This window comes from Dyadobacter sp. HNCC25DJ185, from assembly GCF_056895195.1.
Map to the genome: position 1 here is coordinate 119,442 of NZ_JBXHAR010000004.1, position 25,678 is coordinate 145,119.

The 25,678-nt window shown below is 46.7% G+C and carries 18 protein-coding genes; 10 read left to right on the forward strand and 8 right to left on the reverse strand.

Features of this window, described 5'->3' with window-relative positions; translation table 11 throughout:
- Positions 1-28: 28 nt before the first annotated feature.
- Positions 29-2,377, forward strand: a complete 2,349-nt coding sequence (locus AC1XUF_RS12410; RefSeq protein WP_483342120.1) for a peptide-binding protein — start codon at positions 29-31, stop codon at positions 2,375-2,377.
- A gap of 1 nt (position 2,378) precedes the next feature.
- Here AC1XUF_RS12410 and AC1XUF_RS12415 read toward each other — a convergent pair whose 3' ends face one another.
- The gene (locus AC1XUF_RS12415) at positions 2,379-3,683 is read right to left on the reverse strand and encodes a hemolysin family protein (RefSeq protein ID WP_483342121.1); all 1,305 of its coding nucleotides are present in this window, start codon (positions 3,681-3,683) and stop codon (positions 2,379-2,381) included.
- A gap of 140 nt (positions 3,684-3,823) precedes the next feature.
- On the opposite strand from AC1XUF_RS12415, the gene AC1XUF_RS12420 reads away from it, so the two are divergent.
- The 6 genes from AC1XUF_RS12420 (at position 3,824) to AC1XUF_RS12445 (ending at position 10,686) form a co-directional block, all read left to right on the forward strand.
- Complete coding sequence (locus AC1XUF_RS12420; protein WP_483342122.1) at positions 3,824-5,029, forward strand: DUF763 domain-containing protein; 1,206 nt, start codon at positions 3,824-3,826, stop codon at positions 5,027-5,029.
- A 280-nt stretch (positions 5,030-5,309) separates the two neighbouring features.
- Positions 5,310-5,411, forward strand: a complete 102-nt coding sequence (locus tag AC1XUF_RS12425) for a type II toxin-antitoxin system RelE/ParE family toxin (RefSeq protein ID WP_483342608.1) — start codon at positions 5,310-5,312, stop codon at positions 5,409-5,411.
- Positions 5,412-5,422: 11 nt separating this feature from the next.
- A complete protein-coding gene (locus AC1XUF_RS12430; protein WP_483342123.1) occupies positions 5,423-5,755 on the forward strand; it encodes a HigA family addiction module antitoxin in 333 nt (110 codons plus the stop codon).
- A gap of 41 nt (positions 5,756-5,796) precedes the next feature.
- Positions 5,797-9,243, forward strand: coding sequence for a PVC-type heme-binding CxxCH protein (locus AC1XUF_RS12435; protein WP_483342124.1), 3,447 nt, complete (start codon positions 5,797-5,799; stop codon positions 9,241-9,243).
- A 72-nt stretch (positions 9,244-9,315) separates the two neighbouring features.
- Positions 9,316-10,347, forward strand: coding sequence for a hypothetical protein (locus tag AC1XUF_RS12440; protein WP_483342125.1), 1,032 nt, complete (start codon positions 9,316-9,318; stop codon positions 10,345-10,347).
- A gap of 9 nt (positions 10,348-10,356) precedes the next feature.
- A complete protein-coding gene (locus tag AC1XUF_RS12445; RefSeq protein ID WP_483342126.1) occupies positions 10,357-10,686 on the forward strand; it encodes a DUF6984 family protein in 330 nt (109 codons plus the stop codon).
- A gap of 23 nt (positions 10,687-10,709) precedes the next feature.
- Here the strand turns inward: AC1XUF_RS12445 and AC1XUF_RS12450 are convergent, their stop codons facing one another.
- Both AC1XUF_RS12450 and arfB read right to left on the reverse strand, forming a co-directional pair.
- On the reverse strand, positions 10,710-11,951 hold the full coding sequence (locus tag AC1XUF_RS12450; RefSeq protein WP_483342127.1) for an MFS transporter: 1,242 nt from the start codon (positions 11,949-11,951) through the stop codon (positions 10,710-10,712).
- Positions 11,952-11,981: 30 nt separating this feature from the next.
- Positions 11,982-12,389 carry an alternative ribosome rescue aminoacyl-tRNA hydrolase ArfB gene (gene arfB, locus AC1XUF_RS12455; RefSeq protein ID WP_483342128.1) on the reverse strand — a complete coding sequence of 136 codons (408 nt, stop codon included), beginning with the start codon at positions 12,387-12,389 and terminating at the stop codon, positions 11,982-11,984.
- A 305-nt stretch (positions 12,390-12,694) separates the two neighbouring features.
- Here arfB and AC1XUF_RS12460 point away from each other — a divergent pair, with 305 nt between their 5' ends.
- Both AC1XUF_RS12460 and AC1XUF_RS12465 read left to right on the forward strand, forming a co-directional pair.
- Positions 12,695-13,942 carry a DUF6600 domain-containing protein gene (locus tag AC1XUF_RS12460; RefSeq protein WP_483342129.1) on the forward strand — a complete coding sequence of 416 codons (1,248 nt, stop codon included), beginning with the start codon at positions 12,695-12,697 and terminating at the stop codon, positions 13,940-13,942.
- A gap of 140 nt (positions 13,943-14,082) precedes the next feature.
- On the forward strand, positions 14,083-15,102 hold the full coding sequence (locus tag AC1XUF_RS12465; protein WP_483342130.1) for a GntR family transcriptional regulator: 1,020 nt from the start codon (positions 14,083-14,085) through the stop codon (positions 15,100-15,102).
- A gap of 58 nt (positions 15,103-15,160) precedes the next feature.
- Here AC1XUF_RS12465 and AC1XUF_RS12470 read toward each other — a convergent pair whose 3' ends face one another.
- The 5 genes from AC1XUF_RS12470 to AC1XUF_RS12490 all read right to left on the reverse strand — a co-directional run bounded on the left by AC1XUF_RS12470 (position 15,161) and on the right by AC1XUF_RS12490 (position 23,824).
- Complete coding sequence (locus tag AC1XUF_RS12470; RefSeq protein WP_483342131.1) at positions 15,161-16,444, reverse strand: sugar isomerase; 1,284 nt, start codon at positions 16,442-16,444, stop codon at positions 15,161-15,163.
- A gap of 56 nt (positions 16,445-16,500) precedes the next feature.
- Entirely contained in the window at positions 16,501-18,624 is a 2,124-nt protein-coding gene (locus AC1XUF_RS12475; protein ID WP_483342132.1) for a bifunctional aldolase/short-chain dehydrogenase, read from the reverse strand.
- A 258-nt stretch (positions 18,625-18,882) separates the two neighbouring features.
- Entirely contained in the window at positions 18,883-20,973 is a 2,091-nt protein-coding gene (locus AC1XUF_RS12480; protein WP_483342133.1) for a prolyl oligopeptidase family serine peptidase, read from the reverse strand.
- Positions 20,974-21,011: 38 nt separating this feature from the next.
- On the reverse strand, positions 21,012-22,898 hold the full coding sequence (locus tag AC1XUF_RS12485; RefSeq protein WP_483342134.1) for a CocE/NonD family hydrolase: 1,887 nt from the start codon (positions 22,896-22,898) through the stop codon (positions 21,012-21,014).
- A gap of 8 nt (positions 22,899-22,906) precedes the next feature.
- Positions 22,907-23,824 carry a PE-PGRS family protein gene (locus AC1XUF_RS12490; protein WP_483342135.1) on the reverse strand — a complete coding sequence of 306 codons (918 nt, stop codon included), beginning with the start codon at positions 23,822-23,824 and terminating at the stop codon, positions 22,907-22,909.
- 92 nt (positions 23,825-23,916) lie between these two features.
- Here AC1XUF_RS12490 and aspS point away from each other — a divergent pair, with 92 nt between their 5' ends.
- Positions 23,917-25,674, forward strand: coding sequence for an aspartate--tRNA ligase (gene aspS / locus AC1XUF_RS12495; protein ID WP_483342136.1), 1,758 nt, complete (start codon positions 23,917-23,919; stop codon positions 25,672-25,674).
- The last annotated feature ends 4 nt before the right edge of the window (positions 25,675-25,678 follow it).

Consider the following 25,678-nt stretch of genomic DNA (forward strand, 5'->3'; position numbering starts at 1 on the left):
AATCAAAGACAATCTCCGGTTCTTTTTAATGAAATTCAAAATACATTCAATCTGTACTGTTGTTATTCTGGCATTTAACTTGTCCATAAACGGACAGACCCTGTACGTTTCTCCAAAAGGCAACGATTCAAATCCAGGTACGTTACAATTGCCTTTTAAAACACCGGAGGCCGCGTTTTCCAGATCTGCCCGCTTAGCGCCGACCAAAGCGGATATCATCCTGAGGGAAGGCGTTTATTATCTTGAAAAACCATTAATCATTAGTTCGCAGGCATTCCCGAACAAGCAAATCACTTTACATTCTTATCATGATGAAGATGTCGCGTTAAGCGCAGGCCGAAAACTAACTCCGGTTTGGGAAGTGCACAAGGGCCAGATCCTTAAAGCCAAAATCAATGGGCCTGCCTTTGAAATGCTTTTTATAAACGGCAAACAGCAGCCGATGGCCCGGTATCCAAATTATGATTCTACCGCAAGGGTATTCAATGGCACTGCCGAAGATGCCATCAGCCCCTCCCGAATCGCACGGTGGAAAAATCCGGCTGGTGGCTATGTCCATGCACTGCATCAGGGCGAATGGGGAAGCTTTCACTATCGGATTAACGGGATAAAAAACGGCGCTCTTGATCTGGAAGGCGGCTGGCAAAACAATAGGCCGTCGCCATTGCACCCGAAAGAACGGTTTGTTGAGCATATTTTTGAAGAACTGGACGCTCCCGGCGAATGGTTTTACGACAAATCTGCCAACACCTTGTACTTCTATCCGCCCAATGGATTAGATTTAAAATCGGCCGACATCGCCGTTTCAAATCTTAAGCACATCATTGAGTTAAGAGGTACCGATAAGGCCCCACTTCAAAATGTGACTATTACAGGCATTCGTTTCGAAAATACCGAGCGCTCGATCATGGAACATTACGAACCATTGCTGCGCAGCGATTGGATGATCTATCGGGGCGGGGCAGTGGTAATGGAAAATACAGAAAACTGCGTGATCAGAGACTGTGAATTTACGGGCCTGGGCGGTAACGCAATCATGTTGACTGGCCGCAATATCAAATCAGGGGTTACCGGCTCGCACATTTACAACATCGGGTCAAGTGCGGTTTGTTTTGTCGGAGATAGCAGCGCCGTTCGTTCTCCTGCTTTTGGATACGATCATTTTGTGCCGTTTTTAAAAATGGATAAAACACCAGGACCTAAAAATAACCGGTATCCATTGCAATGTTTCGCCGAGGATAACCTGATCCATGATATCGGAAAGATTGAAAAGCAATGCACGGGAGTACAAATCGAAATGGCATCTGAAATTCATGTCAGCCATAACACCATTTACAGAGTCCCCCGTGCCGGGATCAATATCGGCGACGGGGCATGGGGTGGCCATTTGATCGAATATAATGATGTATTTGAAACTGTACTGGAAACCGGCGACCACGGAGCTTTCAATTCCTGGGGACGCGACCGGTTTTGGCACCCAAACAGGAATACCATGGACAGCCTGACCGCTGCTCACCCGGAACTGATCTTGCTGGATGCCCAAAAACCCATAGTAATTCGAAATAACCGCTTCAAATGTGACCACGGCTGGGATGTTGACCTGGACGACGGGAGCAGCAACTACCATATTTATAACAATGTGCTTTTGAGCGGCGGATTGAAATTTCGGGAAGGCTTTTACCGCATTGCCGAAAACAACATCATGATCAATAACTCCTTTCATCCGCATGTATGGTTCAAAAACAGCGGCGACGTTTTCAGAAAAAACATCGTGATGCGTCCCTATTTCCCGATTCTAGTAAAAGATTGGGGCAAGGAAGTGGACGATAATCTTTTTGCAAGCGCGGCAGATTTAAAGAATGCGCAGTCAAACCGAACCGACTCACATAGCAAGTCGGGCGACGCCCAGTTCATCGATCCCGAAAATGGAAATTACCAGGTTAAGAATTCCAGCATTGCGCTCACTCTGGCTTTCCGGAACTTTCCGATGAATGATTTTGGCACCCGGAACGCGCATTTAAAAAAGATCGCCAGGAAGGTATCTTTTCCAGTGCTTTTGAATTCCGAGCTGGAAAAATCCATGCAGGAAATGACATGGCTGGGCATTAAAATCCGGAACGTGCAGGGCCTTGGTGACCGTTCGGCCTTTGGGTTACCCGATGAGAAAGGTGTTATTGTCGTGGATGTGCCGACAGCCAGCGTACTTGCAAAAAGCGGGCTGAAAGCCAACGATGTGATCGTGAATGCGAATAAGGAACCCGCCGATAATGTAGTTCGGCTTGAAGCGATCCGTCAGCAGATCAATTGGACGGGCCACATGGACGTGGAAGTGTTGAGAAACCAGCAGACCGTCAAGCTAAAGCTGAATCTGAAATAGGTTAAAAGATATTCTGGGTATCCAGCAATGTGATCTTGACTTGCGAAATGGTGCTGCGTTGTTTTTTGATCACCGTAAATTCATAATGCTTGGTTTTAAGCTTCTCGCCGACGGATGGTATCCTGCCAAATTTGAAAATCAGGTAGCCAGCCAATGTTTCATAATCCCCCTCTTTGGAAATATCGTGGGGCAGCTTATCATTAATGTCCGTGATCGACGCCGAACCCTGAACGGTATAGGTATTGTCGCTTTCGTTCTTGACAATCGGAATTTCGTTGTCATACTCATCCTGAATTTCCCCCACCAGCTCTTCCAGAATGTCTTCCATCGTAACGATACCTTCCACGCCGCCATACTCATCGATGATCACTGCCATTTGCTGACGTTTTAACTGGAAATCACGGAGTAATGCGCCAATAGGTTTGGATTCATGGACCGTCGCCATTTCTCTGATCAGCTCCCGCAATACAATTTCCTTCCCCTGCCGCATTTTCAGGAGCAGGTCTTTCAGATGGAGCACGCCAATGATCTGGTCCAATGTATCTTCATAAACCGGAATTCTCGAATAACCTTCTTCAATGATCTTTTCGAGCTTGGCTTCATTGAAATCGTTGATATCGATGCCTACTACCTGCGGCCGCGGGATCATAATCTGCCGGGCAATCCTTTCGGAAAAATTGAATGCATTTTTGATCAGGTCATAATCCGCGGCTTCAATCATTCCGCTTTCTTTCTGTTGCTGAACAAGGTATCGAAGCTCGTCGCTGCTGTGAACTTCGCTGCCGTGCGAAGGGGTTATGCCAACTCCCTTCAGGATAAAATTGGCAATCCCATTCAGTATCCAGACAATCGGCCTGAAAACCAGAAAAAATCCGTGCAAGGGGTACGACAAAAATAAAGTAGTAGCTTCCGGTCGCTGTATTGCGATTGATTTGGGGGCCAACTCGCCAAAAACGATATGCAAAACGGTAATGATTGCAAAAGCAGCTGGTAGGGCAATCTGATGAGCGAGTACAGGATCAAGAGAGATCCCTACGAGCTCCATACCCCCGATCAGTATCTTAGAAACCACCGGCTCCCCGATCCAACCCAGTCCAAGGCTTGCCAATGTAATACCAAATTGGGTTGCAGCCAGATAACCATCCAGATTGGACACGATTTGCTTCGACAAAATCGCCATCTTGTTTCCTTCCTGTGCCTTTTGTTCCAGCTGAGAAGCCCGGATTTTCACGATTGCAAATTCAGCAGCCACGAAAAAACCATTCAACAATACGAGCACTAATGTTATTAAAACCTGGATAGCCATTTATTTGAGGGGCGGTGTGATATCTGGGAAAGCGTTATGAAGATGCATTTTAACAAAAAATTGTACCATTGAGAAATGGAAGCGGTTATTCCTTCTCGGCGCATTCCGGTCTTTCACATTTTTTGTAACTTACATGAGATATGAAAAGTGGTCACGCGGATTTGCCTTTGCACTATGGAAAAGTGCCGGTTTGGCTAGCTCAACGGATGAGCAGCCTGGGAGGGGCAATTGTGGAGTCGATCGTGATGGAATATGGCCGGAACGCTTTGCTTCAGAAAATGAGTGATCCGTTCTGGTTCCAATCGCTGGGTTGTGTACTAGGAATGGATTGGCATTCGTCAGGCATCACGACGTCGGTCATGGGTGCTTTGAAGAAATCGGTAAACCTGAAATCCCAGGAACTGGGTATCTACATTTGCGGCGGAAGAGGAAAACATTCAAGAGCGACGCCAGCCGAATTACTGGCCATTGCAGAAAAAACCGGCTTGGACGGACATCAGCTCGTTTATAACAGCAAATTATCTGCAAAAGTGGATAATACCGCCATACAAGACGGTTTCCAATTATATCTGCATTCGTTTGTACTATCCAAAGAAGGAAATTGGGCAGTCATTCAGCAAGGCATGAATACAGATGAGCGGCTTGCGCGCCGGTACCACTGGCATTCGCCCGACATCACATCTTTTGTAGAAGAACCCCATTCTTTTATTTATGGCCATAATCAGGGCAATATTCTAAACCTGACCGATAAAGCCGCCGCCCCTACCCGATCGGGAATTCTGGATCTCACGAAGGAAAACCCCGGCCGCATCATGCGGGAAGTAACAAAGCTGGTGATGCCGGGCCACCACGATGTACGGGCCGAAAATGTGAACCTTAAACGACTTGGCGCAGTATTGGCCCTCGCCCACGATAATCCGGTGCAGGACATGGAATCCCTGCTGCTTTTGGAAGGTGTCGGCCCAAGAACCATCCAGTCCCTGACACTGGTTAGTGAAATCATCCATGGGACCCCATCCAGGTTCTCGGATCCGGCACGATTTTCATTCGCACATGGAGGAAAAGACGGACATCCTTTTCCAGTCCCCATTACTGTTTACGACGAATCCATTCTAACATTGGACAGGGCGATTCAAAAGGCCAAAATGGGCCAGAATGAAAAAGCGGAGGCATTGAAAACCCTTTCAAAAGTCTCTTTACAGCTCGAAAAGGACTTTCAGCCCAATAATAGATTCAATGATATCGTCCAGCAGGAAAGAGATCATTCTTGGAAATATGAAGGAAGAACGGTAAAAGGCAAGGCCAAAAAACCGCGTGGCAACACTGGGCAATTGGAATTGTTTTGACCCGCGTCAGTTCTTATCCTGTTATTTTTAGGCATTCTATTAGTATAAAATCCAGCATATTCCCTCTTCATTCCGATTGTAACGCATAACGTTATGTGTTACTTTTGAAGGCTTGCTGATACACACATTTAAGAACAAAGGCTTAAATCTTTTCTTTGAAAATAATGATCGTCCAAATGACAAGTTCATCATGTCGGGAAGATCCGCCGAATTCTGTGTCGCTTGAATGAAGCGGCATATGTCAGTGAGTTGAATGTAGCGGGCTGGGGTTTGCAGTTCCCTGCAAGGATTCTGGTCTGTAAAAGTGAATGGAAATTATCGGATCATATCTCGGTTTGTCGACGGAAACGCTTTTGAGGTCGACTATTTGGATTATCATTAAAATAAAATCTCATGATAAAAAGAGGAATGATGCCACCACATCCTGGTTCCATGATAAAGGATATGATTGAAGGTATAAAAGAAGAGACCGGGCAGGTTCTTACCATTCGGCAAGTCGCTGAGGGTTTGGGCATTACTCCCAAAACACTTTCTAACATTCTAAATGAACATCAGGGAATCAGCTCAGAGATGGCGATCCGCCTGTCGGAGGCCTTTGGTTCTCCGCCCGATTTTTGGTTAAAGCTTCAACGCGACTACGAACTTTGGCACGCCGAAAAAAAAGTAAATCGAGCCGATATTCACCACTTTTGGCCGCTGGGCGAAGCAGGACTTCAATCAGCTTAGCATCAACATAAGTAATCCATTTTCTTATTAAAGTTACCTCAATGCTTTCCAAAAAACTTTTACAAAAACCGTTGATTATTGCCGCAGCCGTCACAGCCATCGTTGTGTCCTGCATGAAAATGTCGCCGACCGGCTCAACTTCAAAAACCAGTGGCCCTACCTCCAAAACAAATAGCACCGCGCTGGTGGTTCAGGAAGATCGTTTGACCGGTAAAGCACGCGCCAAAGAAATCCGTGAAAAAACGGCTGTGAAACTGGCCGATGGGCTGAAACTAGAATTATGGGCCTCCGACTCTCTTGCTCCGGATCCTGTAGCAATTGCGATGGACGATATGGGCAATGTTTATCTAAATCGCACAAACCGTCAGAAAAACTCTGAATTTGATATCCGTGGACATCGTAACTGGATGACAGCTTCTATTGGTCTGCAGACCGTGGAAGACCGCCGTGCATTTCTTCACAAAACCTTCGCACCCGAAAAAAGCAAGGAAAATAACTGGCTGAAAGATCTCAACGGTGACGGCTCCCACGACTGGAAGGATCTGGCGGTAGAAAAAGATGAAGTGTGGAAAATCGAAGATACCGATAAAGACGGTATTGCAGACAAATCCACGCGGATCCTGAACGACTTCTTCGATGAAGTGTCGGATGTGGCCGGTGGTTTGCTGATCCGTGCAAAAGATGTATTTGTTGCCATTGCTCCGGACCTATGGAGATTGAAAGATACAAATGGTGACGGTGTTTTGGATGAAAAAACCTCAATCAGCCATGGTTATGGCGTGCACATTGGCTTCAGCGGCCACGGTATGTCCAACCCGATTGAAGGACCAGACGGAAAAATATACTGGAACATCGGGGATATTGGCGCGAACATTACCACTGCCGAAGGCACGAAGTATGAACACCCCAACTCCGGCATCATTGCACGCTCCAACCCGGACGGCAGCGATTTTGAAGTATTCGCGCACGGATTGCGCAATACGCACGAGTTTGTTTTTGACGAATATGGTAACCTGATCAGTTCAGACAATGACGGTGACCATCCTGGCGAAAGTGAGCGACTGGTACACGTAGTGGAGGGTTCCGACGCTGGCTGGCGATCCAACTGGCAATATGGCAAATACACCGATCCAAAAAATAATACTTACAAAGTTTGGATGGATGAACAGCTTTACAAACCTCGCTGGAACGGACAAGCCGCCTATATCATTCCTCCGATCCAGAACTTCCATAATGGCCCGACCGGTATGCAGTACAATCCGGGAACCGCTTTGGGCTCTGAATGGAAAAACAAATTTTTCCTGGTTGAATTTGTAGGCAATCCGGCCCGCTCACCAATCTGGTCGTTTGGTTTGAAACCAAAAGGTGCGTCATTCGTCCTGGATGGCGAAAAAAATATTCTGACAGGTATCTTGCCAACAGGCATACGCTTCGGCCCGGACGGTGCATTATATGTGGCCGACTGGATCAACGGATGGGACACCAAAAACTCCGGCCGTGTATGGAGACTGGATGTTACCGACGACAAAAACGACCTGAAAGCCTTACGACTGGAAACAAAGAGGCTGATCCAGTTGGACTATACCAAACAAACAGATGATATGTTGTTATCGCTCCTGTCCAATCAGGATATGCGCGTTCGCCAGAAATCACAGTTCGAACTGGCTTCACGCGGAGCCAGGGGAGCTGCTGTTCTGAATAAAGCAATTGAACAAAAAAACAATCAGTTTGGCCGGATCCATGGTATATGGGGCATGGGACAACTGGCAAGAACCGACAAGTCTTATGCCAATGTACTGATGACCCTATTGAAAGACTCGGATGAAGAAATCACCGTTCAGGCGGCAAAAGTGTTGGGTGACGCCCGCATAGCAGAAGCTGGCCCGATGCTGGTTCCGATGCTTTCGAGCAAAAACCCGCGTGTTGAATTTTACGCCGCCCAGGCGCTTGGCCGTATTGCTTATAAAGATGCGGTTGCACCTCTTATCAGCATGCTTAAAGCCAACAATGACGAAGACGTTTATCTGAGGCACGCCGCTGTCCTGGCATTGTCCCGTATTGGCGTAGCGGAGCCGGTTGTCGCTCTTGCCACCAGCTCCGAAAAGTCACTTAGGATTGCGGCAGTATTGGTTTTACGGAGAATGAGGAATGAAAAGATCAGCTTGTTCCTACAGGACAAAGACGAATACATTGTTGCGGAAGCGGCGCGTGGCATCAACGACGACCTGTCGATCCCTGCTGCGCTGCCCGGACTGGCGGCGGTATTGAATGAGAAAAGATTTACCTCCGAACCTTTGCTTCGTCGCGCAATCAATGCAGCATTAAGAGTTGGCGGAGAAGCGCAACTGAATGACCTGATCGCTTTTGCCAAAAGAAAAGATATCGACAAAAACATCAGGGCTGAAGCATTGGCCACGCTTGGTACCTGGGCAAGTCCGTCGGTGATGGACCGTGTCGACGGCAGATACCGCGGCCCGATGGAAAGAAACCCTGCCATCATTAAAGGTAAAATACAGCCGATTGTTGCTGAACTGCTGGACGATCATGATCCAGCCATTCTGATCGCTACCGCTCAGATGCTGACTAATCTCGGTGTTTCAGAAAACAATGGTGCGCTGGCCAAAATATTGGTTGATCATAAAGATCCAAAGGTTAGAACAGCTATGCTGACGGCCCTCAATGACCTGAAGTATGCTGATATGGAAACGGTCATGAAAAAGGGAATGACTGATTCCGATGCCGATGTACGCACTGCGGCACTTGGAATGGTCGGCAGCGTGACCATGTCAAAAGAGACGCTGGCCGATATTTCAAAAACCATTTTTGAGAAAGGAAGCGTTCGCGAACAACAGCAAATGATGCGGGTTCTGGGAAGTTTGCCTGTCGCAAAAACGGAAGGCATTTTTACCGAACTTATTGCAAAAATGTCGGACAAGCAGTTGCCTCCAAGCCTGGCCCTGGACCTGGGCGAGGCCGTGGATTCTACAAAATCAGCCACTTTAATTGCCAAATTGGCACCGTTGCGTACGACCGGCACCACCGTCGCTGATTTTCAGGATGCGCTTTATGGCGGCAACGCCCAGCTGGGACGTCGCTATTTCTTTACGAATTCTGCAGCTGAATGTGTTCGTTGTCATTCGATTGGCGGCCAGGGCGGTGAGGTAGGGCCTTCCCTTTCCAACATTGGGAATATTTTGAAGAGAGAGCAAATTTTGCAGGCTTTGATCGAACCAAGTGCAAGGTTATCCCCTGGATTTGGGATGGTCATGCTTACCTTGAAAGACGGAACGAGTGCCGCCGGAATCCTGGCGGAAGAGAATGAGCACGAACTGGTTTTGAAAACATCTGAGGCAGAGCCGCTGAAAATCGCGGTTTCGAGGATTGCCAAACGCGAAAATGTGCCGTCCAGCATGCCGCCGATGGGTTCGATTATGTCGAAAAGAGAGATCCGGGATGTCGTTGAATTTTTATCTGGACTAAAAAAATAACCATTGATAAAAGCCCGGACAACCCGTTCCGGGCTTTTATATTTTTATAAAATCATCACACTAAAATCTCAAATGGAATTAGATAAAAAAGAAGCTGAGGTTGTGGGCAGGGCAATCCAATTTTGGGAAGAAAAACAGACCATTTCCAAGGAGCTCGCCGGGGAATTGAGAAACAGCTACCAATTGAGAAACTCTAATGCCGACGCGATTGCCGTATATGCATTGATATCTGCCATATCCTGCGGGTTACTAGCCTTCGGGGCTTTGGTTATCGACGAAAAATGGATCGAGCATCTTCGAAAACAATGGGGGTTTTCCGAAAATATAGTAGGGATTGGATTTACGCTGTTGACTGTCCTCTTTGTCTTTTTGGCCAAAAGAAGGCAAACAAGGTTTCCAGGTGCGCGTGTAAGCAACGAAGTTTACAATATCACGATCATCCTTACCGTCGCTATTGCAATTACCTATTGGACGCGAAGCTTCGCAACTGCTGAAAGCAACTATGCAATTCCCCTGTTAATTGCCTCGATTGCTTATGGCGGGATCGCTGTTTTATTGCGTTCTACACTGCTCTGGACGGTCGCTATCATTTCTTTGGCCGGATGGTGGGGAGCGCAAACCTACTATTGGTCTGGCGGGAGCTACCGCTTTCTAGGTATGAATTATCCGTTACGTATGACAGTTTTTGGGTTAACCATCTGGGGTTTGTCATGGTTTACAAAACGTATCCCACCGCTGAATTTCGTGAACGAGGTTACCTACTCTATTGGCCTCTTTCTTTTTCTGCTGGCTGGCTGGACCTTGTCGATGTTTGGCAATTACGACGATCTGAGTGGCTGGAAGGTACTCCGTCAAAGTCATTTCTGGTACTGGGCATTAGGGTTCACCATTGTTTTAGCCCTTTTGATTTACTATGCATTCCAGAAAAAGCTGGACACTTTACGCGACCTGTGCCTTGTTTTCTTCCTTCTTAATATCTACACCCGTTACTTCGAATATTTCTGGGACCGTACTAACAAAGGAATTTTCTTCGCCCTCCTGGCACTTTCGTTCTGGTTCGTGGGAAGAAAGGCTGAACAGTGGCGGAATAAGGTAGTATCCTAACAAAAGACGATGAGCAACATCCGACCCATCCGGCAAAACGAAAAAGATCTAGTCCATTTTTTGCTCCAAAAGCTGGGACTGGATCCTGAGAACTATCCACTTAATGAACATGTAGATGAATATGAGGGAGGCAAAATGGGCAGCATTAGCTTGGGCGGAAATGTGGACGGCTATGACGGCGATCTAATTCAGGCGGAATATATTGACAGCGATTTCACCCCGGTAGTCATCACCCTAACCAAAGATGACCAGGGTCGGCTATTGGACCTGGATTTCTGGAAGACCGATTTTTCCAAACTCATTGAATACCCAACCCCTGATAAGCTGATTTTCGGCTAGCAGTATATGGGATGGTCGAAAAGTTAAGCTTCCTCATAATCCAGCTCTTTGCCATAAGTTTCCTCCATCTTCCATAGTGATAACAAAGCGAGCGAGAAACAAATAGCCCCGACAATGGCGCCGGAGTTAAGAACACCCCAGCCCGGTTTCAACAGCTGAAACAACGGCAACGTAAGCAGAACTGTCGCCCGGACATTGTTTGCGACCGACGTGGTAACGGTAGCCCGCAGATTAGTCCCGAATTGCTCGGCAGTTGTGGTCAGGAACATTGCAATGTAGCCAATTGAAAACCCAAGCCAGGCGTAGCAGATATAGAGTGTTGTTGCCGATCGGATACCTCCGTAGAGCAACCAAACCACCCCCGCCAATGTCATCGAGATCATCAGCAGAATAGCTTTGCGCCGGGAATGAAGCCATTGGCTTAATATCCCGCTGAAAAAATCACCGGTAACTATTCCAATATAGGTGTAAAGCACACAGCTGCTTGCCTGAATGTCGCCTACGACGCCCAAAGCTTTGGAAAATTCATTTCCAAATGTGGAGTAGATGCCGATTACCATATAAGTCGGCAGGCCAATTCCCATACACCGGATATATCGCACAAATCTCGACCAGCTCGTAAAGATCGTCCACCATGGGACTGGCTTTGTCCCCCGTTTTTCAAGACTGCTATTGAACACAATGGATTCCAGCACATTCACGCGTAAAACCAGAAGCACCACCCCCATCCCTCCGCCAATAAAATATGCAGTCCGCCAATCGGTCAGTTTTACAGCAAAAAAAGCCGCTATGGCACCCGCGAGACCGACACTGGCGACTACCGACGCGCCATATCCCCTGAGTTCCTTTGGCAAGATTTCGGCTATCAACGTAATGCCGGCGCCCAATTCGCCCGCCAGGCCCAGACCCGCGATAAACCTCAAAAAAGAATAAGTTTCGACGTTATTTGTAAATCCACAAGCGATATTCGCCAGAGAGTACGTCAGGATAGAGCCGAACAAAACGGAGCGTCGCCCTAATTTGTCGCCCAGGATACCCCACATGAAACCACCGATCAGCAAGCCTGCCTGCTGCCAGTTATAGATGTTTGCCCCGATCTTCGAAATTTCTTCTTCTGTCAGGCCAAGGTCCTTCAAACTTGGGACACGCACGATGTTAAAAAGCAGCAGGTCATAAACGTCCACAAAATACCCAAGGGAGGCAACAATGACAGGAAGCGTGAGGACTGCACTTATTTTGGGCTGAACTGGAGCAATGGAAGACATGGAGTGAATCGATTTCGGAATATGTCAGGATTATTCTTCAAAAGTCTTTTTACGAAGAGATTTAACGATCGCATTTCGCTGCTTGGTTTTCATTCGTTCCTGTTTCGACGCCCATGTCGGCCTGGTCGCACGCCTGCGCTTCTGAACCGTAAATGCCTTTTGTATCAGCTCGTCGAATTTCGCAATGACTTTGTCCTTATTCGCGAGTTGTGAACGTTCTGTCTGATGATATAAAATCAGTATCCCTTCATTGGTCAGTTTATTGGCAAGCTTTTCGCAGAGAACCCGTTTTTCTTCTTCGGTTAAAACTCCGGAGCCCGCTACGTCAAATCTGAGCTCGACCTTGGTTTCGACCTTGTTCACATTTTGCCCCCCTTTTCCCCCGCTTCGGGCTGTTTGGAAGACAAGTTCGTCGTGGAGAGTTTGGGGATTGATCATCAATGGTATTGAATATTGTTAACGCTTGTTAAGATTTTACAGCAAAAATAGGGGATTTGAAAGGCTTGGCTGTCTTAATAACAATGAATTAAAAAAGGCAATTACAAAAACACAACCAAAACGCATTGATTTTCAACATAATAAAATTGATCGCATTGAGTTTTGATGTAACATCCGACTGGGGGCCGGCTTCAAATCAGCGAGAGCAGCAGACTATCTCCTTTTGTGAGCCATTAAACCGAATACAAAAAGTAAAGTCCAAGAAACGATTTTTAAAATAGAAAACCATTTAATCATATACGGTCATGAACACCAAGCGTACTCTTCGGATCCTCGGCTTGCTTAGCTTCCTGCTTTGCAGCGTTGCGGTTTCTCATCAAACCCAGGCACAACCGGGATTCAGTGTTTCTTTTGACACCTTTTACAACGAATTATCTCCTTACGGCAGGTGGGTACGCAACCCCCAGTACGGCTCCGTGTGGATACCGGATGTTCCCCGGGATTTTCAACCCTACTCTACAAATGGCTATTGGGAAGTAACCGAATACGGTAACACCTGGGTATCGGACTACGACTGGGGCTGGGCACCCTTTCACTACGGCCGCTGGTCTTATGACGACTATAGCGGCTGGTTCTGGGTACCTGATTATGAATGGGGTCCTGCTTGGGTAAACTGGCGCTCTGGCGGCGGATATTATGGATGGGCACCGCTTGGTCCCGGCATCAGCATCAATGTATCTTTCAATGCCCCGTCATTCTGGTGGAATTTCGTTCCGCAACGCTACATCACCTATCGCGGCTGGCGTAACTACTGCGCTCCTCCAAGAAGAATAACCAATGTTTACAATCAGACGGTGATCATCAATAACTATTATCGCAGCAACAACAGGACCTACGTATACGGCCCGAGACGCGATGAAATCGAACGGGTTACCAGAAGAAGCGTTCCTGTCAGAACCATTGATGCCAGTGCGAGCGGACGTGGCAGGGTAATCGTGGCGGAGCCGGGCCGTGGAAACGACCGGTACGATTCACGCGGCAATGACCGTAATTACAGAAATGAACCAGAGCGCCGGGGAGGGGTAATCGATGCAAATCCTAACCGCGGCGGACGCGACAATGCCGACTACAACAACCGAAATAGAAATGAGCGCAATGACAATGGCCGCATCGGTGATAACTCCAACACGCCAAGAGTTCCCTCGGAAAGCCGCGACAATAGCCGTTTTAACAGGGGCGCAGATCCTTCCGCCCCATCGGAAAACAGAAATGACCGGTACGAATCGCCACGGCAGAACCAGCCTGCCAGAGAACCAGGCGTGCCCAATTACGGCAGTGAAAGAAGCAACCGTTCAAATGAATCTGTAAATCCTGGAGCAGGCAGAGGATCTTATGAAGCGCCCCAGCGTTCCAGTCGGGTAGAAAGAAGTCCGGAACCAGCTAATCGGGTCGAAAGAGCACCTGAGCCAAGAGGAAATGAAAGAAGCGAGAGGCAGGCGCAACCCAACCAGCAAAGAAACACTACCGAAAGAAGCAGCCGGTCGCCCCGATAATTCCAGATTATGTGCCAAAACAACCCGTCGTGGAAGTAATTCTCCCCGGCGGGTTGTTTTTGTTTGTCAGACAAATTATTGTTACCAGTTAATACAGCGGAAAGTATTATTTTAGCTATGTTCTAAACCCACGACATTGAATGGAAATACAGTTTGACATTGAATTTAAGGAGAGTGCCCCTAAATACATGCAAATTATTAAATCGCTGCTCCAGGCGATTAGTAAAGGAAAATTGAAGCGCGGTGATAAAATACCATCAATCAACCAGTTAAGCGAGGAGTACCTGCTTTCCCGTGATACCGTCGAGAAAGCCTACAAACACCTGATCCGGGATGGGGTGTTGATCTCAGTACGGGGAAAAGGGTACTTTATCAACCGGGTAGACATCGAAACTTCTCTGCGCATTCTACTGGTTTTCAATAAGATCAGCAATTACAAGAAGCAGATTTATAATGCTTTTGTGGAAAATATCGGCCGTAATGTAAATGTGGATTTGCATATCCATCATTCCAATGTCAATATTTTCAAAAACCTGATTAAAAATAGCCTCGGAGAATACGACTATTATGTGATCATGCCCCACTTTTATGAAAAATCTGAAGAGGCGATTGAAACCCTGAAAATGATCCCTCCCGAAAAGCTCATATTGCTGGATAAAGATCTGGAGTTAAATAGTAAAAAACATTCTTCCGTTTTCCAGAATTTCGAGAAAGACATCGTTTCCGCATTGAATGAGGCCGTCGACCTGCTTAAAGTCTACAAAAAGCTGATCCTTATTTTTCCTACGATCATTCGCTACCCTAAAGAAATCATCAAGGGCTTTCGGATTTTCTGCATACAGCACGAATTTGAACACGAAATCATGTACGATTTTCATGAAAACAGCACGGCCATGAAGGATACTGCCTATGTTGTGATTGAAGAGAACGACCTGGTAAACCTGATCAAAAAATGCAGGGAGCAGCAATTGGTGATTGGAAAAGACATCGGCATTATTTCTTATAACGAAACCCCCCTGAAGGAAATCCTGCTCGATGGCATCACAACCATCTCCACCGATCATGAGCAAATGGGAAAAACGGCGGCTGAGTTGATTACCGAAAACAAAAGGGCAATTATCAAAAATCCATTTACCTTGATCAGGAGAAAATCATTGTAAAAGGGCACAAAAAAGCCCTAAGAATTGAATCTGTCAACAATCTTAGGGCTTAACACTTTTATAATCCGGTAGCCACCGTCACTTTTCCTCTTTCGTTCATCAATTCTGATCGGACATTCAGGCTTCTGAACAAGCCGATTGGGTCAAGGGCGCCGCCGCTCAGCCGCATGGATTCACGGACTAAAGGACGTACGTCGGTCCTGAATGCATTCTGAAGTATTTGCTGGGCAAGTACGACATCATTATTATTTCTGGCCAATTCCAGCTTTTTGCGATCGACCATCAAAGCCTGCGCATAAGCTAAAAGAATTGCTTCCACAGATTGCAGCAGATCTTCCAAAGGATCTTTCACATTGTGGCTGGCGTCGATCATCCACGCATAGGTATCACTGCCTCTTCCTGCGCGTTTCATCCCCTCTACCAGCTCCACAAAGATCAGGAACAACATATATGGACGAATGCTGCCAACCGTCAGGTCGTCATCGCCATACTTGGAATCATTGAAGTGGAATCCAGCCAGGCGGCCCTCCATCATCAGCGTTGCCACGATTTGCTCGATGTTTGCATTCGGCAAATGATGTCCCAAGTCAACCAATACATCTGCTTTTGGACCCAGTTTCTGACAAAACAATAACGAACTACCCCAGTCCTGAATAACGGTTGAATAGAAGTTAGGCTCGTAAGCCTTGTACTCCACATACACTTTCCAATCATCCGGAAGTGCTGCATAAATCTCCTGAAGCGACTCCAGGGTATATTGAAAAGATTTCACAAAATTGGACTGCCCGGGAAAGCACGATCCATCCGATAGCCAGATAGACAAAGCTTTTGAACCCAGATCCTTTCCGTATTTGATCACCTCAATGTTGTGCTCTACTGCCTGCTTTCTGACTTTGGGATCCACATGGGAAAGAGAACCGAACTTGTAAGAAAGCTCCTGGTTTTTCTGGTCCTGGAAAGTATTGGAATTAACCGCATCGAATTGCAGGTTCAGGGAAGAGGCTAATGCAATGATGGAATCGGCTTGTTCCGGGATGTCCCACGGAATATGTAGAGAAATAGATCCGCTAGAACGGTTAAGTGCATGCAAAAGGCCTACGTCTTCTACTTTTTCTTCCAGCGACCTTGGTTCACCGCCACCTGAAAACCTTCCGAAACGTGTTCCGCCGGTTCCAAGCGCCCAACTGGGAATTGCCACCTGAAAAGCCTCCAGTGCTTTTACAATATCATGGGCATTAATTCCCTGCTCGCCGAGCTGCTCCTTGATGAATATATATTGATTGTTGTGCCGCGATAGCAGGCTATCGTTGTGCTGGTCAATCTGATATTGTTCTAATTTCATGTGTTACCGGGTTTTAGCAAAGATGCCAGGTTTTGAAGACCTGGCATCTTTCGAAGTTATCGAAGGAACGCTGCAGGTACCCCGCCATCTACATTGATCACGTTTCCGGTGCTTTTGCTGAGCAGACCGCTTACAAAAATGTACACACCGTTTGCAATGTCTTCCGTATGGATTTCAGCATTCAAAACAGTCCGTTTTGCATAGTAAGCAGGCAACTCTTCGATCTTGATGCCATAGGCTTTGGCGCGGCCGGCCGCCCATCCACTTTCCCAGATCTTACTGCCGGCAATAACCGCATCAGGGTTCACCACGTTCACGCGGATTTTATCTGGGCCCAATTCAGCAGCCAGTAAGCGTGTCATGTGTTGCTGTGCTGCTTTTGCGGTACCATAAGCCACATTGTTAGGCCCGGAAACAATCCCGTTTTTGCTGGCGATATTGATGATATCGCCGCCCAAACCTTGCTGACGCATGATCGCCACAGACTCTTGCGATACCAGGAACTGGCCTTTTACCAATACATCCTGCAAAATATCCCAGTCTTTAATCGTTGTTTCGGCCAATGGTTTTGAAATAGATAAACCTGCGCAGTTTACCACGATATCCAGGCCGCCATATTTCAATTTGGTCTCATGGATTGCAGCCTTGATCTGCTCAGGGTCCAGGACATTTGCATTGGTGGTAGCTGAAAAATCTTTGCCAAATTTTGCGTCGAATTCCGCTTTGGTTTCAGCCAGAGCTTTATCATCGATATCGGAAATGACGACGCAGGCACCTTCCTGCAACAGTTTTTGCGCGATTGCTTTTCCAATACCTCCTGACCCGCCGGTCACAAATGCCACTTTACGGGATACCGATTTTTCTTTGGGCATTCTCTGAAGTTTCGCTTCTTCCAATAACCAGTATTCAATGTCAAAAGCCTCCTGTTCTGGCAGCGAAACGTATGAAGAGATAGCTTCCGCGCCCTTCATCACATTGATCGCATTGATATAAAATTCAGCCGCAACGCGGGCAGTTTGCTTATCTTTTGCAAAGGAGAACATACCTACTCCCGGAAGCAGGATGACGACAGGGTTCGGGTCACGTACGGCCGGGCTGTTGTCGTGCTTGCAGCGGTCGTAATAAGCTTGGTAATCTGCACGGTATGCTTCGAATTGCGGACGGATGTGGTCGAGGATTTCCTGATCGGCGGCTTCCAGTTTTTCGAATGGCAGGTCAAGTACCAACGGGCGGATCTTGGTGCGCAGGAAGTGGTCGGGACAGCTGGTACCCAGGGGCGCAAGCTTCTCAAGATCGTTGCTGGCGATGAATTCCAATACCCGGGCATCGTCTGTAAAATGTCCAATCATAGCCTGTTTTTCCGAAGCCAGCCCGCGAAGATAAGGAGCCAGCTTGCCAGCTATTTCAGAACGTTTCTCGGCAGGTTCGCTTTCAATTTTAGCACCGCCAAATACCGGTCTTGTTTTCCCATAATGCTCATTCAGGTATTCAGAGGCTTTTTCAATCGTGTCCAATGTATTGATGTACGATTCATAAGCAGTATCTCCCCAGGTAAATAGTCCATGGCCGCCCAACACAATCCCGCGAATACCTGGATTGTCAGCCAGTGCCTGTTCCAGTTGTAATCCAAGATCGAAGCCCGGACGTTGCCAGGGCACCCAGGCGAGTTCACCGCTGAACAGCTCTTTAGTAATGGCTTCACCCTCTTTGGATGCGGCGATGGCGATCAAAGCATCAGGATGCAGGTGATCAATATGTTTAAAAGGCAAGAGCCCGTGTAAAGGCGTATCAATGGACGGTGCTTTGGATTTGAGGTCGTAAATACAGTGGTTGAAAAGCTCCACCATTTCATCTTCAAATTCCAGCCCGCGGTAAATGTTTTTAAGGCTATGCAGACGGTCCACATAAAGCCCGGCAAGCCCGCTTCTTGTTAATGTACCAATATCCCCTCCCGAACCCTTTATCCACATTACCTCGACCGGATTTCCGGTCAATGGGTCTTTTTCAATGGTTTTACAGCTTGTGTTCCCACCTGCATAATTGGTCAGACGAAGATCGGCACCTAACAAATTGGAACGATACAAAAGAAGTGCTACCTGATCATCACCCAGAGAAGCTGCTTTTTCATCATCCCATAAATAGCTTACGTACCGATACTGGCTTACTTTAGAACTGCTCATATTTTTTAAGTTGATTATTTAGCATTTTTTGAGGTAAAAGGCTCTATCTCCCAGAAAGGATTTGACAAGACAAATACTACTCTGGAACAGGTCACAAGATTAGAAAACTTACCCATAGGCACCGTCCTGTTGTATCCTGCACGTAGAAATAAATTGAGATTAAATGTGAGATTTGGAAGTTCAATTCAAAAGAAATGGCCTGAACAGCTTCCTATGTTCAGACCATTTTACCGTAAAATTACCTTATATCCCTTGGAATTATTTCCAAACTAACCCCATATTCTTAAACATAAAAGCATAAATATCTGCCTGCGTTTCCAATGCCTTTTTGGTATTGCTGGCACCATGCCCCGAGTTCGTGTCAATACGGATCAATAAAGGATTTGAGGAAGTCGCGCCGGCTTTTGCCTGCAATTCGGCTGCATATTTGAATGAATGCGCCGGTACCACGCGATCGTCATGATCTGCCGTGGTGACCATTGTTGCAGGATACATGCCGCCCTGCTTGATGTTGTGCAATGGCGAATAGGCATACAATACCTTGAATTCCTCCACATTGTCGGCGCTTCCGTAGTCGGCTATCCAGTTCCAACCGATGGTGAACTTGTGAAAACGCAGCATATCCATGACACCCACAGCAGGAAATGCGACCTTGAACAAATCCGGACGCTGGTTTATCACAGCCCCAACTAGCAGACCGCCATTAGAGCCCCCCTGAACGGCCAGCCTTTCAGGAGATGTATATTTTTCCTTGATCAGGTATTCGGCAGCAGCGATGAAATCATCAAATACATTTTGTTTTTTGAGCTTCATCCCCTGCTCATGCCATTTCTCGCCATACTCACTCCCACCCCTCAGGTTGGCTTGTACAAAAACACCGCCCTGGTTCAAAAACGGGATACGCGTCGGACTAAACGAAGGCGGAAGGCTTATGTTAAACCCGCCATAACCGTAAAGTACGGTCGGGTTTGAACCATCCAGTTGCAGGCCCTTTTTGTAAGTAATAAAAGCCGGAATTTGAGTCCCGTCCTTACTTGGATAAAAAACCTGTTTGGTTTCGTAGTCCTCCGGCTTAAATGAAACCTCCGGCTCCCGAAAGGCTTCACTCTTTTTGGACGCTATCTCATATCTGAAAATCGTAGGGGGATAATTAAATGAGGTATAGGTGTAAAAAACGAATGTATCTTCCTTTTCCCCTCCAAAACCGCTTGCAGAACCCAGTCCTGGCAAATGCACTTCATTCTCCGGCTTACCGGTCAGGTCATACACATTTACCCGCGTCGTGACATCTTTCAGATAGGAAGCGAATAATTTGCCACCAGCAGTACCTGCCCCCTGCAATGGCTCAGACTTTTCGGGAATCACTGTTTTCCACTTCTTTGTCCGGGATTCGTAAAGGACTACCTTACTATTGGGTGCGTCCTCATTGGTCTCAATCAAAAAATTGGCTCCAATGTTATCTATGATCCCAAAGCTAAAATCTGTGATCTCTTCTTTGATGGGATCGAATTTCGTCTCTCCCTTTTTCATCACCCAAAGTCCGTTTCCATCTTTACCCTTACCACGGTCACTTACCGTCAAGATGGCGTATTGCTCGTCTTCGGTAGTACCCACGGTGTGAAAACGCTGAGGATTGGAAGCATCTTCAAAAATAAGTTTATCCTCTTTTTGTTCGGTGCCGATTTGATGATAATATACCTGGTGGTTTTCATTTTTTGCAGCCAATGCACTTCCTTCGGGTTTAGGGTAGCGGCTATAATAGAAACCATCGCCTTGCCACGCTGCACCTGAAATTTTTACCCATTCAACCCGATCCGATAGCATTTTCAGCGTTTTCATGTTCATCACATTGTATTCCTGCCAATCGGAGCCTCCTTTGGAAAAACCTAAAACTGCATGCTGACCGTCTTTGGAAAGACTAAATACGGTAAGCCGTGTCGTCCCGTCTCCTGAGAGTTTATTGGGGTCCAGCACAACTTCGGGCGTACCTTTCAGGCCTTTCTGACGATATAAAACCGCCTGATTTTGTAGTCCGTCGTTTTTATAAAAATAGAAATACTCACCTTTTTTCCTTGGCGCCGAATATTTGGGATAATTGTATGCCTTTTCCAGGTCGGTAAATATTTTCTCCTTAAATGGAATTTTGTCGAGATAACTGAATGTAACTTCATTCTGAGCCTTCACCCAGGCTGCGGTCTCAGCCGATCGATCATCTTCCAGCCAGCGGTAAGGGTCCGGCACTCTTACGCCATGGTAATCATCAACTTGATCTGTTTTTTTAGTTTTTGGATAAGACAGGCTCTGAGAAAACCCGTCCGGCGAAATGACGGTTGCACTAATAACACTCATTATAAAAAGTTTATTAAACATAAAATCAAGAGCTGGATTTATCTGATCACATCCACTTCCAATGCACTGGCAGCACTTCCCTGGTGATAAAGGGTTTGTTTGGCTGAAATAAAATCCGAATCCTGGGCTTTGTAAATATTTTCGACGTATTTCTGAGGATTTCGATCAAACAAGGGAAATGCAGTACTTTGAACCTGTACCATGATGCGGTGGCCCTTTTTGAAGGTATGGAGCACATCCTGTAAACGGAATTGAATGTCGGTTATCTTACCAGCTACCAGAGGTTCGGGCTTTGCGAAACTGTTACGAAACCTGGCGCGCATAACCTCGCTGCGCACCATCTGCTGATATCCCGCCAGTACGGTTTTGCCATCCGGAAGAAAATCATGGTTTTTTTCATCGCCGGGATAAACGTCGATCAGTTTGACAAAAAAGTCCGCGTCCGTTCCTGTGGTACTGATTTTTAGCAAAGCTGTAATTTCGCCGCCCAAAGTCATATCCTGATCCAGAACTTCGGTTTCAAACACCAGGACATCGCTTCGCGAAGATGCAAAACGCTGATCCTCTGACATATATTCAAAGGGCGTAAATCCAGACATCTGCTTGTAATTGGCAGTATAAGGTACTGGTTTTGAGGGGTCACTAATATATTCACTGGCTGACTTGGTCTCTTTGGGAGCATTAAAATCCAGTTTACCACCTTGGTGAAAGTAGAGTTTTCTCTTTTCCAGGCCAGCAACCGGCCATTTATCGAATGTTTTCCATTCTTTCTTCCCCGTATCAAACAAATAAGCTTCCGGCAAACCGGTCTTCCCGTCACCTGCTTCCTTTAGAAAATGCCTGAAAAACCTGGCTTCTATGTTGTTCTGATAAAATGTGGCGATGCTATCTCCAAAATAAATGTCATTGTGCAAAGTGTGCCCAGTCTCGCGGCTCCATCTGCCATGCCCAAATGGTCCGATTACAAGGGTATTGTAAGCTGAAGGATTGTTTTTTTCAATTGTCTTGTATGTATTCAATGGCCCGTACAGATCTTCAGCGTCAAACCATCCACCTACGATCATGAATGCGGGTTTGACGTTTTTCAAATGAGGAAGTATATCCCTCTTTTGCCAGAAAGCATCCTTGTTAGGATGATCCACCGTTTCCTGCCAGAAAAAGTTTTTGGAATAGAAGCGGTCGAAGTTCTTCAGGGAGCCCATGTTCAGATTGAACGTATAACCATCTGGCTGTGGCTTGATTATTTCGCCGGTAAACCAGGACGCCGTTGTTGGTTTCGGGGGTTTTATCCCAAAAACCGGGAAAGTCAGGTAGTAGCCCTGGGTAAAGGCGCCGTTATGGTGAAAATCGTCAAAGAAAAAATCTGCGATCGGAGCTTGGGGCGAAGTAGCCTTCAAAGCCGGATGCTCGCAAAGTGCGCTCGCAGTGGCATAAAAGCCGGGATAAGATATGCCCCATTGCCCTACCCTGCCATTGTTATTGGGTATATTCTTCAATAACCATTCAATGGTGTCATAGGTATCTGAGGCTTCGTCGACGTCAGTCTTTGCTTTTTTCTGATCAATGTGTGGGGTCATATTTGTCCACACGCCTTCGCTCATATAGCGACCGCGCACATCCTGGTAAACAAAGATGAATTTGTCCTGCATTAAAGCTGTGCTGGGCCCGATTCTCGGGGGATAAGTGTCTGCCCCGTACGGCGCCACGCTGTAGCATGTACGCTGCATCAAAAACGGATATTTCTTTTCGGGAGCAGCATCCTTTGGTACATAAACAATGGTGTGCAGCTTTATGCCATCCCGGACCTGAATATCGTATTCAGTTTTCGAATAATTATCTCTTATGAATTTCTCATAAGAAGCATTTTGCGCCTGAGCACGGTATATTACCAGTATTAAAATGGCGCAGAGTACATTTTTCATCATCGTTGGCTCTATTTTCTTTTGTAAAAATTTAATGACACGGCTGTCGAACTGGACTTTTCACTAAGTGTATAAAAACCCTTCCCGTCTGTATCAAAGCAAATGCTTTCGCCCTGCGGTTCAAGGGCTACAGTCAACTGCTTGTTGGCCGCCTGAGTGAGTGTTTGTCCCACAGTTTCATCTGCTTTTCGCTTCCAATAATATACCGATAAATAAGTTCTGATCACGATTTCACTGCCATCCTTGGAGATATCTGCCGCTGTCGCTACCGAAACCGAAGGTACCTCGCCTACTTTCTCGGCAACGATTGTCACACCAACAGACTGGGGAAATGGCAGCCGGTAGATTCCTGTTCCCTGCTGAACTTTTGAGATCACAAAAATATCTTTTGTGATCGGATCCAGAAACAGCGACTCCGCATCCCTGGGGCCATCCGGATAACTGAAAACGATTTTCTCGACTGATCCCTCATTGAATGAACCATTGGGGTCAGCGATTTCGGGTACACGATAGATGGTATTCGTAGTCGTCATAGGCGCATTATTATTCCCTATGTCACCAATATAAAGATAATTAGTCCCCGCGTTTGGCCCGCCGCCCGCGGCAATATCCTCCCAATCATGGTTCGCCGACCCAGGTACGTTATATTCTTTTATCGATTTGCCATCTTTACTGATCAGGTAAATGGAATGAGGATTTCCTGAATCCTGGTTCGTCCAGAAGTATCCGGTGAAATTCTGACTTGCCACCAAACCGGAAGCTTCATCAATAATGCCCGGCGTTATCGGAAATTTTTCTGGTGTTGTTTCAAACTGATCCGAGCTTCCCGTTATCGGGTCTGGATCCGGGTCACATGAACAGGTTATGCAAAATATAAGCAGAGAGAAACAAATTCCAAGCTGTCCTCCCCATCTTTTATATAGATTCATAGAAAACACTTCATGTTAGATTTGCTAAAAATACGTAGTTTTGCGGCATTTATTATCAGGGACTTTCTTTATATCAGTATTAAAATAGTTATATGTTACGAACACATACCTGTGGTGAGTTAAGCTTAGAACATGTTAATCAAGAGGTTGTATTGTGCGGTTGGGTTCAGCGGGTTCGCGACAAGGGAGGAATGATCTGGCTCGATTTGCGTGACCGTTACGGGATCACGCAGCTGCTTTTTGAAGAAGGAAAAACAGCCTCAGAGGTATTGGAAACAGCCCGTTCCCTGGGCCGGGAGTTTGTTATCTCCACAAAAGGCGAAGTAATTGAGCGCCTGTCTAAAAATGATAAAATAGCAACCGGTGATATCGAGATCCGGGTTCGTGAACTGAATGTCCTGAATCCTGCAAAACTCCCGCCTTTTCTAATCGAGGATGAAACGGATGGCGGTGATGATATACGAATGAAATACCGGTACCTGGATCTCAGAAGAAATGTGGTACGCAAAAATCTGCAGTTGCGTCACCAGGTTGCCCGTCATACACGTGCATATCTGGATGATTTAAACTTCATCGAGGTAGAAACGCCGGTTTTAATCAAATCAACTCCTGAAGGGGCACGCGATTTTGTGGTGCCCAGCCGGATGAACCCAGGGGAGTTTTATGCCCTTCCCCAATCACCCCAGACCTTCAAGCAGCTTTTAATGGTTGCAGGCTTTGACCGTTACTACCAGATCGTCAAATGTTTCAGGGATGAGGATTTACGTGCGGACCGCCAGCCCGAATTCACGCAGATAGACTGCGAAATGTCCTTCGTAACACAGGAAGATGTGCTCAACACTTTCGAGGGGCTGATCAAAACCCTTTTCAGCAAAGTGAAAGGGATAGATCTTCCCGAAGTGCCGCGAATGACCTACGCCGATGCAATGCGGCAATATGGGTCCGACAAACCCGATACGCGTTTCGAGATGAAATTTACGGAGCTAAAGGGCGAGGAATTGGACCTTACATCGGGAAAAGGCTTTGGCGTTTTTGATGATGCAGGGTTGGTAGTTGGAATTTGTGCGCCTGGCTGCGCAGCATACACGCGCAAGCAAGTGGATGAATTGACGGAATGGCTGAAGCGCCCGCAGATCGGAGCGAAAGGGTTGATTTATGTTAGATATAATACCGATGGCTCAATCAAATCTTCCGTTGACAAATTCTACACCGAAGATGAGCTAAAAAAATGGGTAGTTGCATTCAATGCCAAACCGGGCGATCTCATGCTGATCTTATCCGGCCAGGCAGACAAGACCCGCAAACAATTGAATGAACTTAGGCTGGAGATGGGTTCCAGGCTTGGCTTGCGGAATCCTGACGAGTACCGGGCGCTTTGGGTCCTGGACTTTCCGTTACTTGAATTCGGGGAAAGTGAAAATCGCTGGTTCGCGATGCACCATCCTTTTACAAGCCCGAAATTGGAAGATATAGCGCTTTTGGATAAGAATTTAGGCTTGGTTCGGGCCAATGCATACGATTTGGTGATTAATGGCGTTGAAGTGGGCGGGGGTTCTGTCAGGATTTTTGAACGTGGCTTGCAACAAAAAATGTTTGAAATTTTGGGATTCTCCACCGAAGAAGCGCAGGAACAATTTGGTTTTCTAATGAATGCATTCGAATTTGGAGCACCTCCACATGCCGGAATTGCATTCGGCTTCGACAGGCTTTGCTCGATTTTTGGAGGCGCCGAATCAATCCGCGATTTCATCGCCTTCCCTAAAAACAATTCGGGTCGTGACGTGATGATCGACTCGCCCTCAGTTATTTCCGATAGCCAACTTAAAGAATTGTCGATAAAGGTTGAATAGCCCG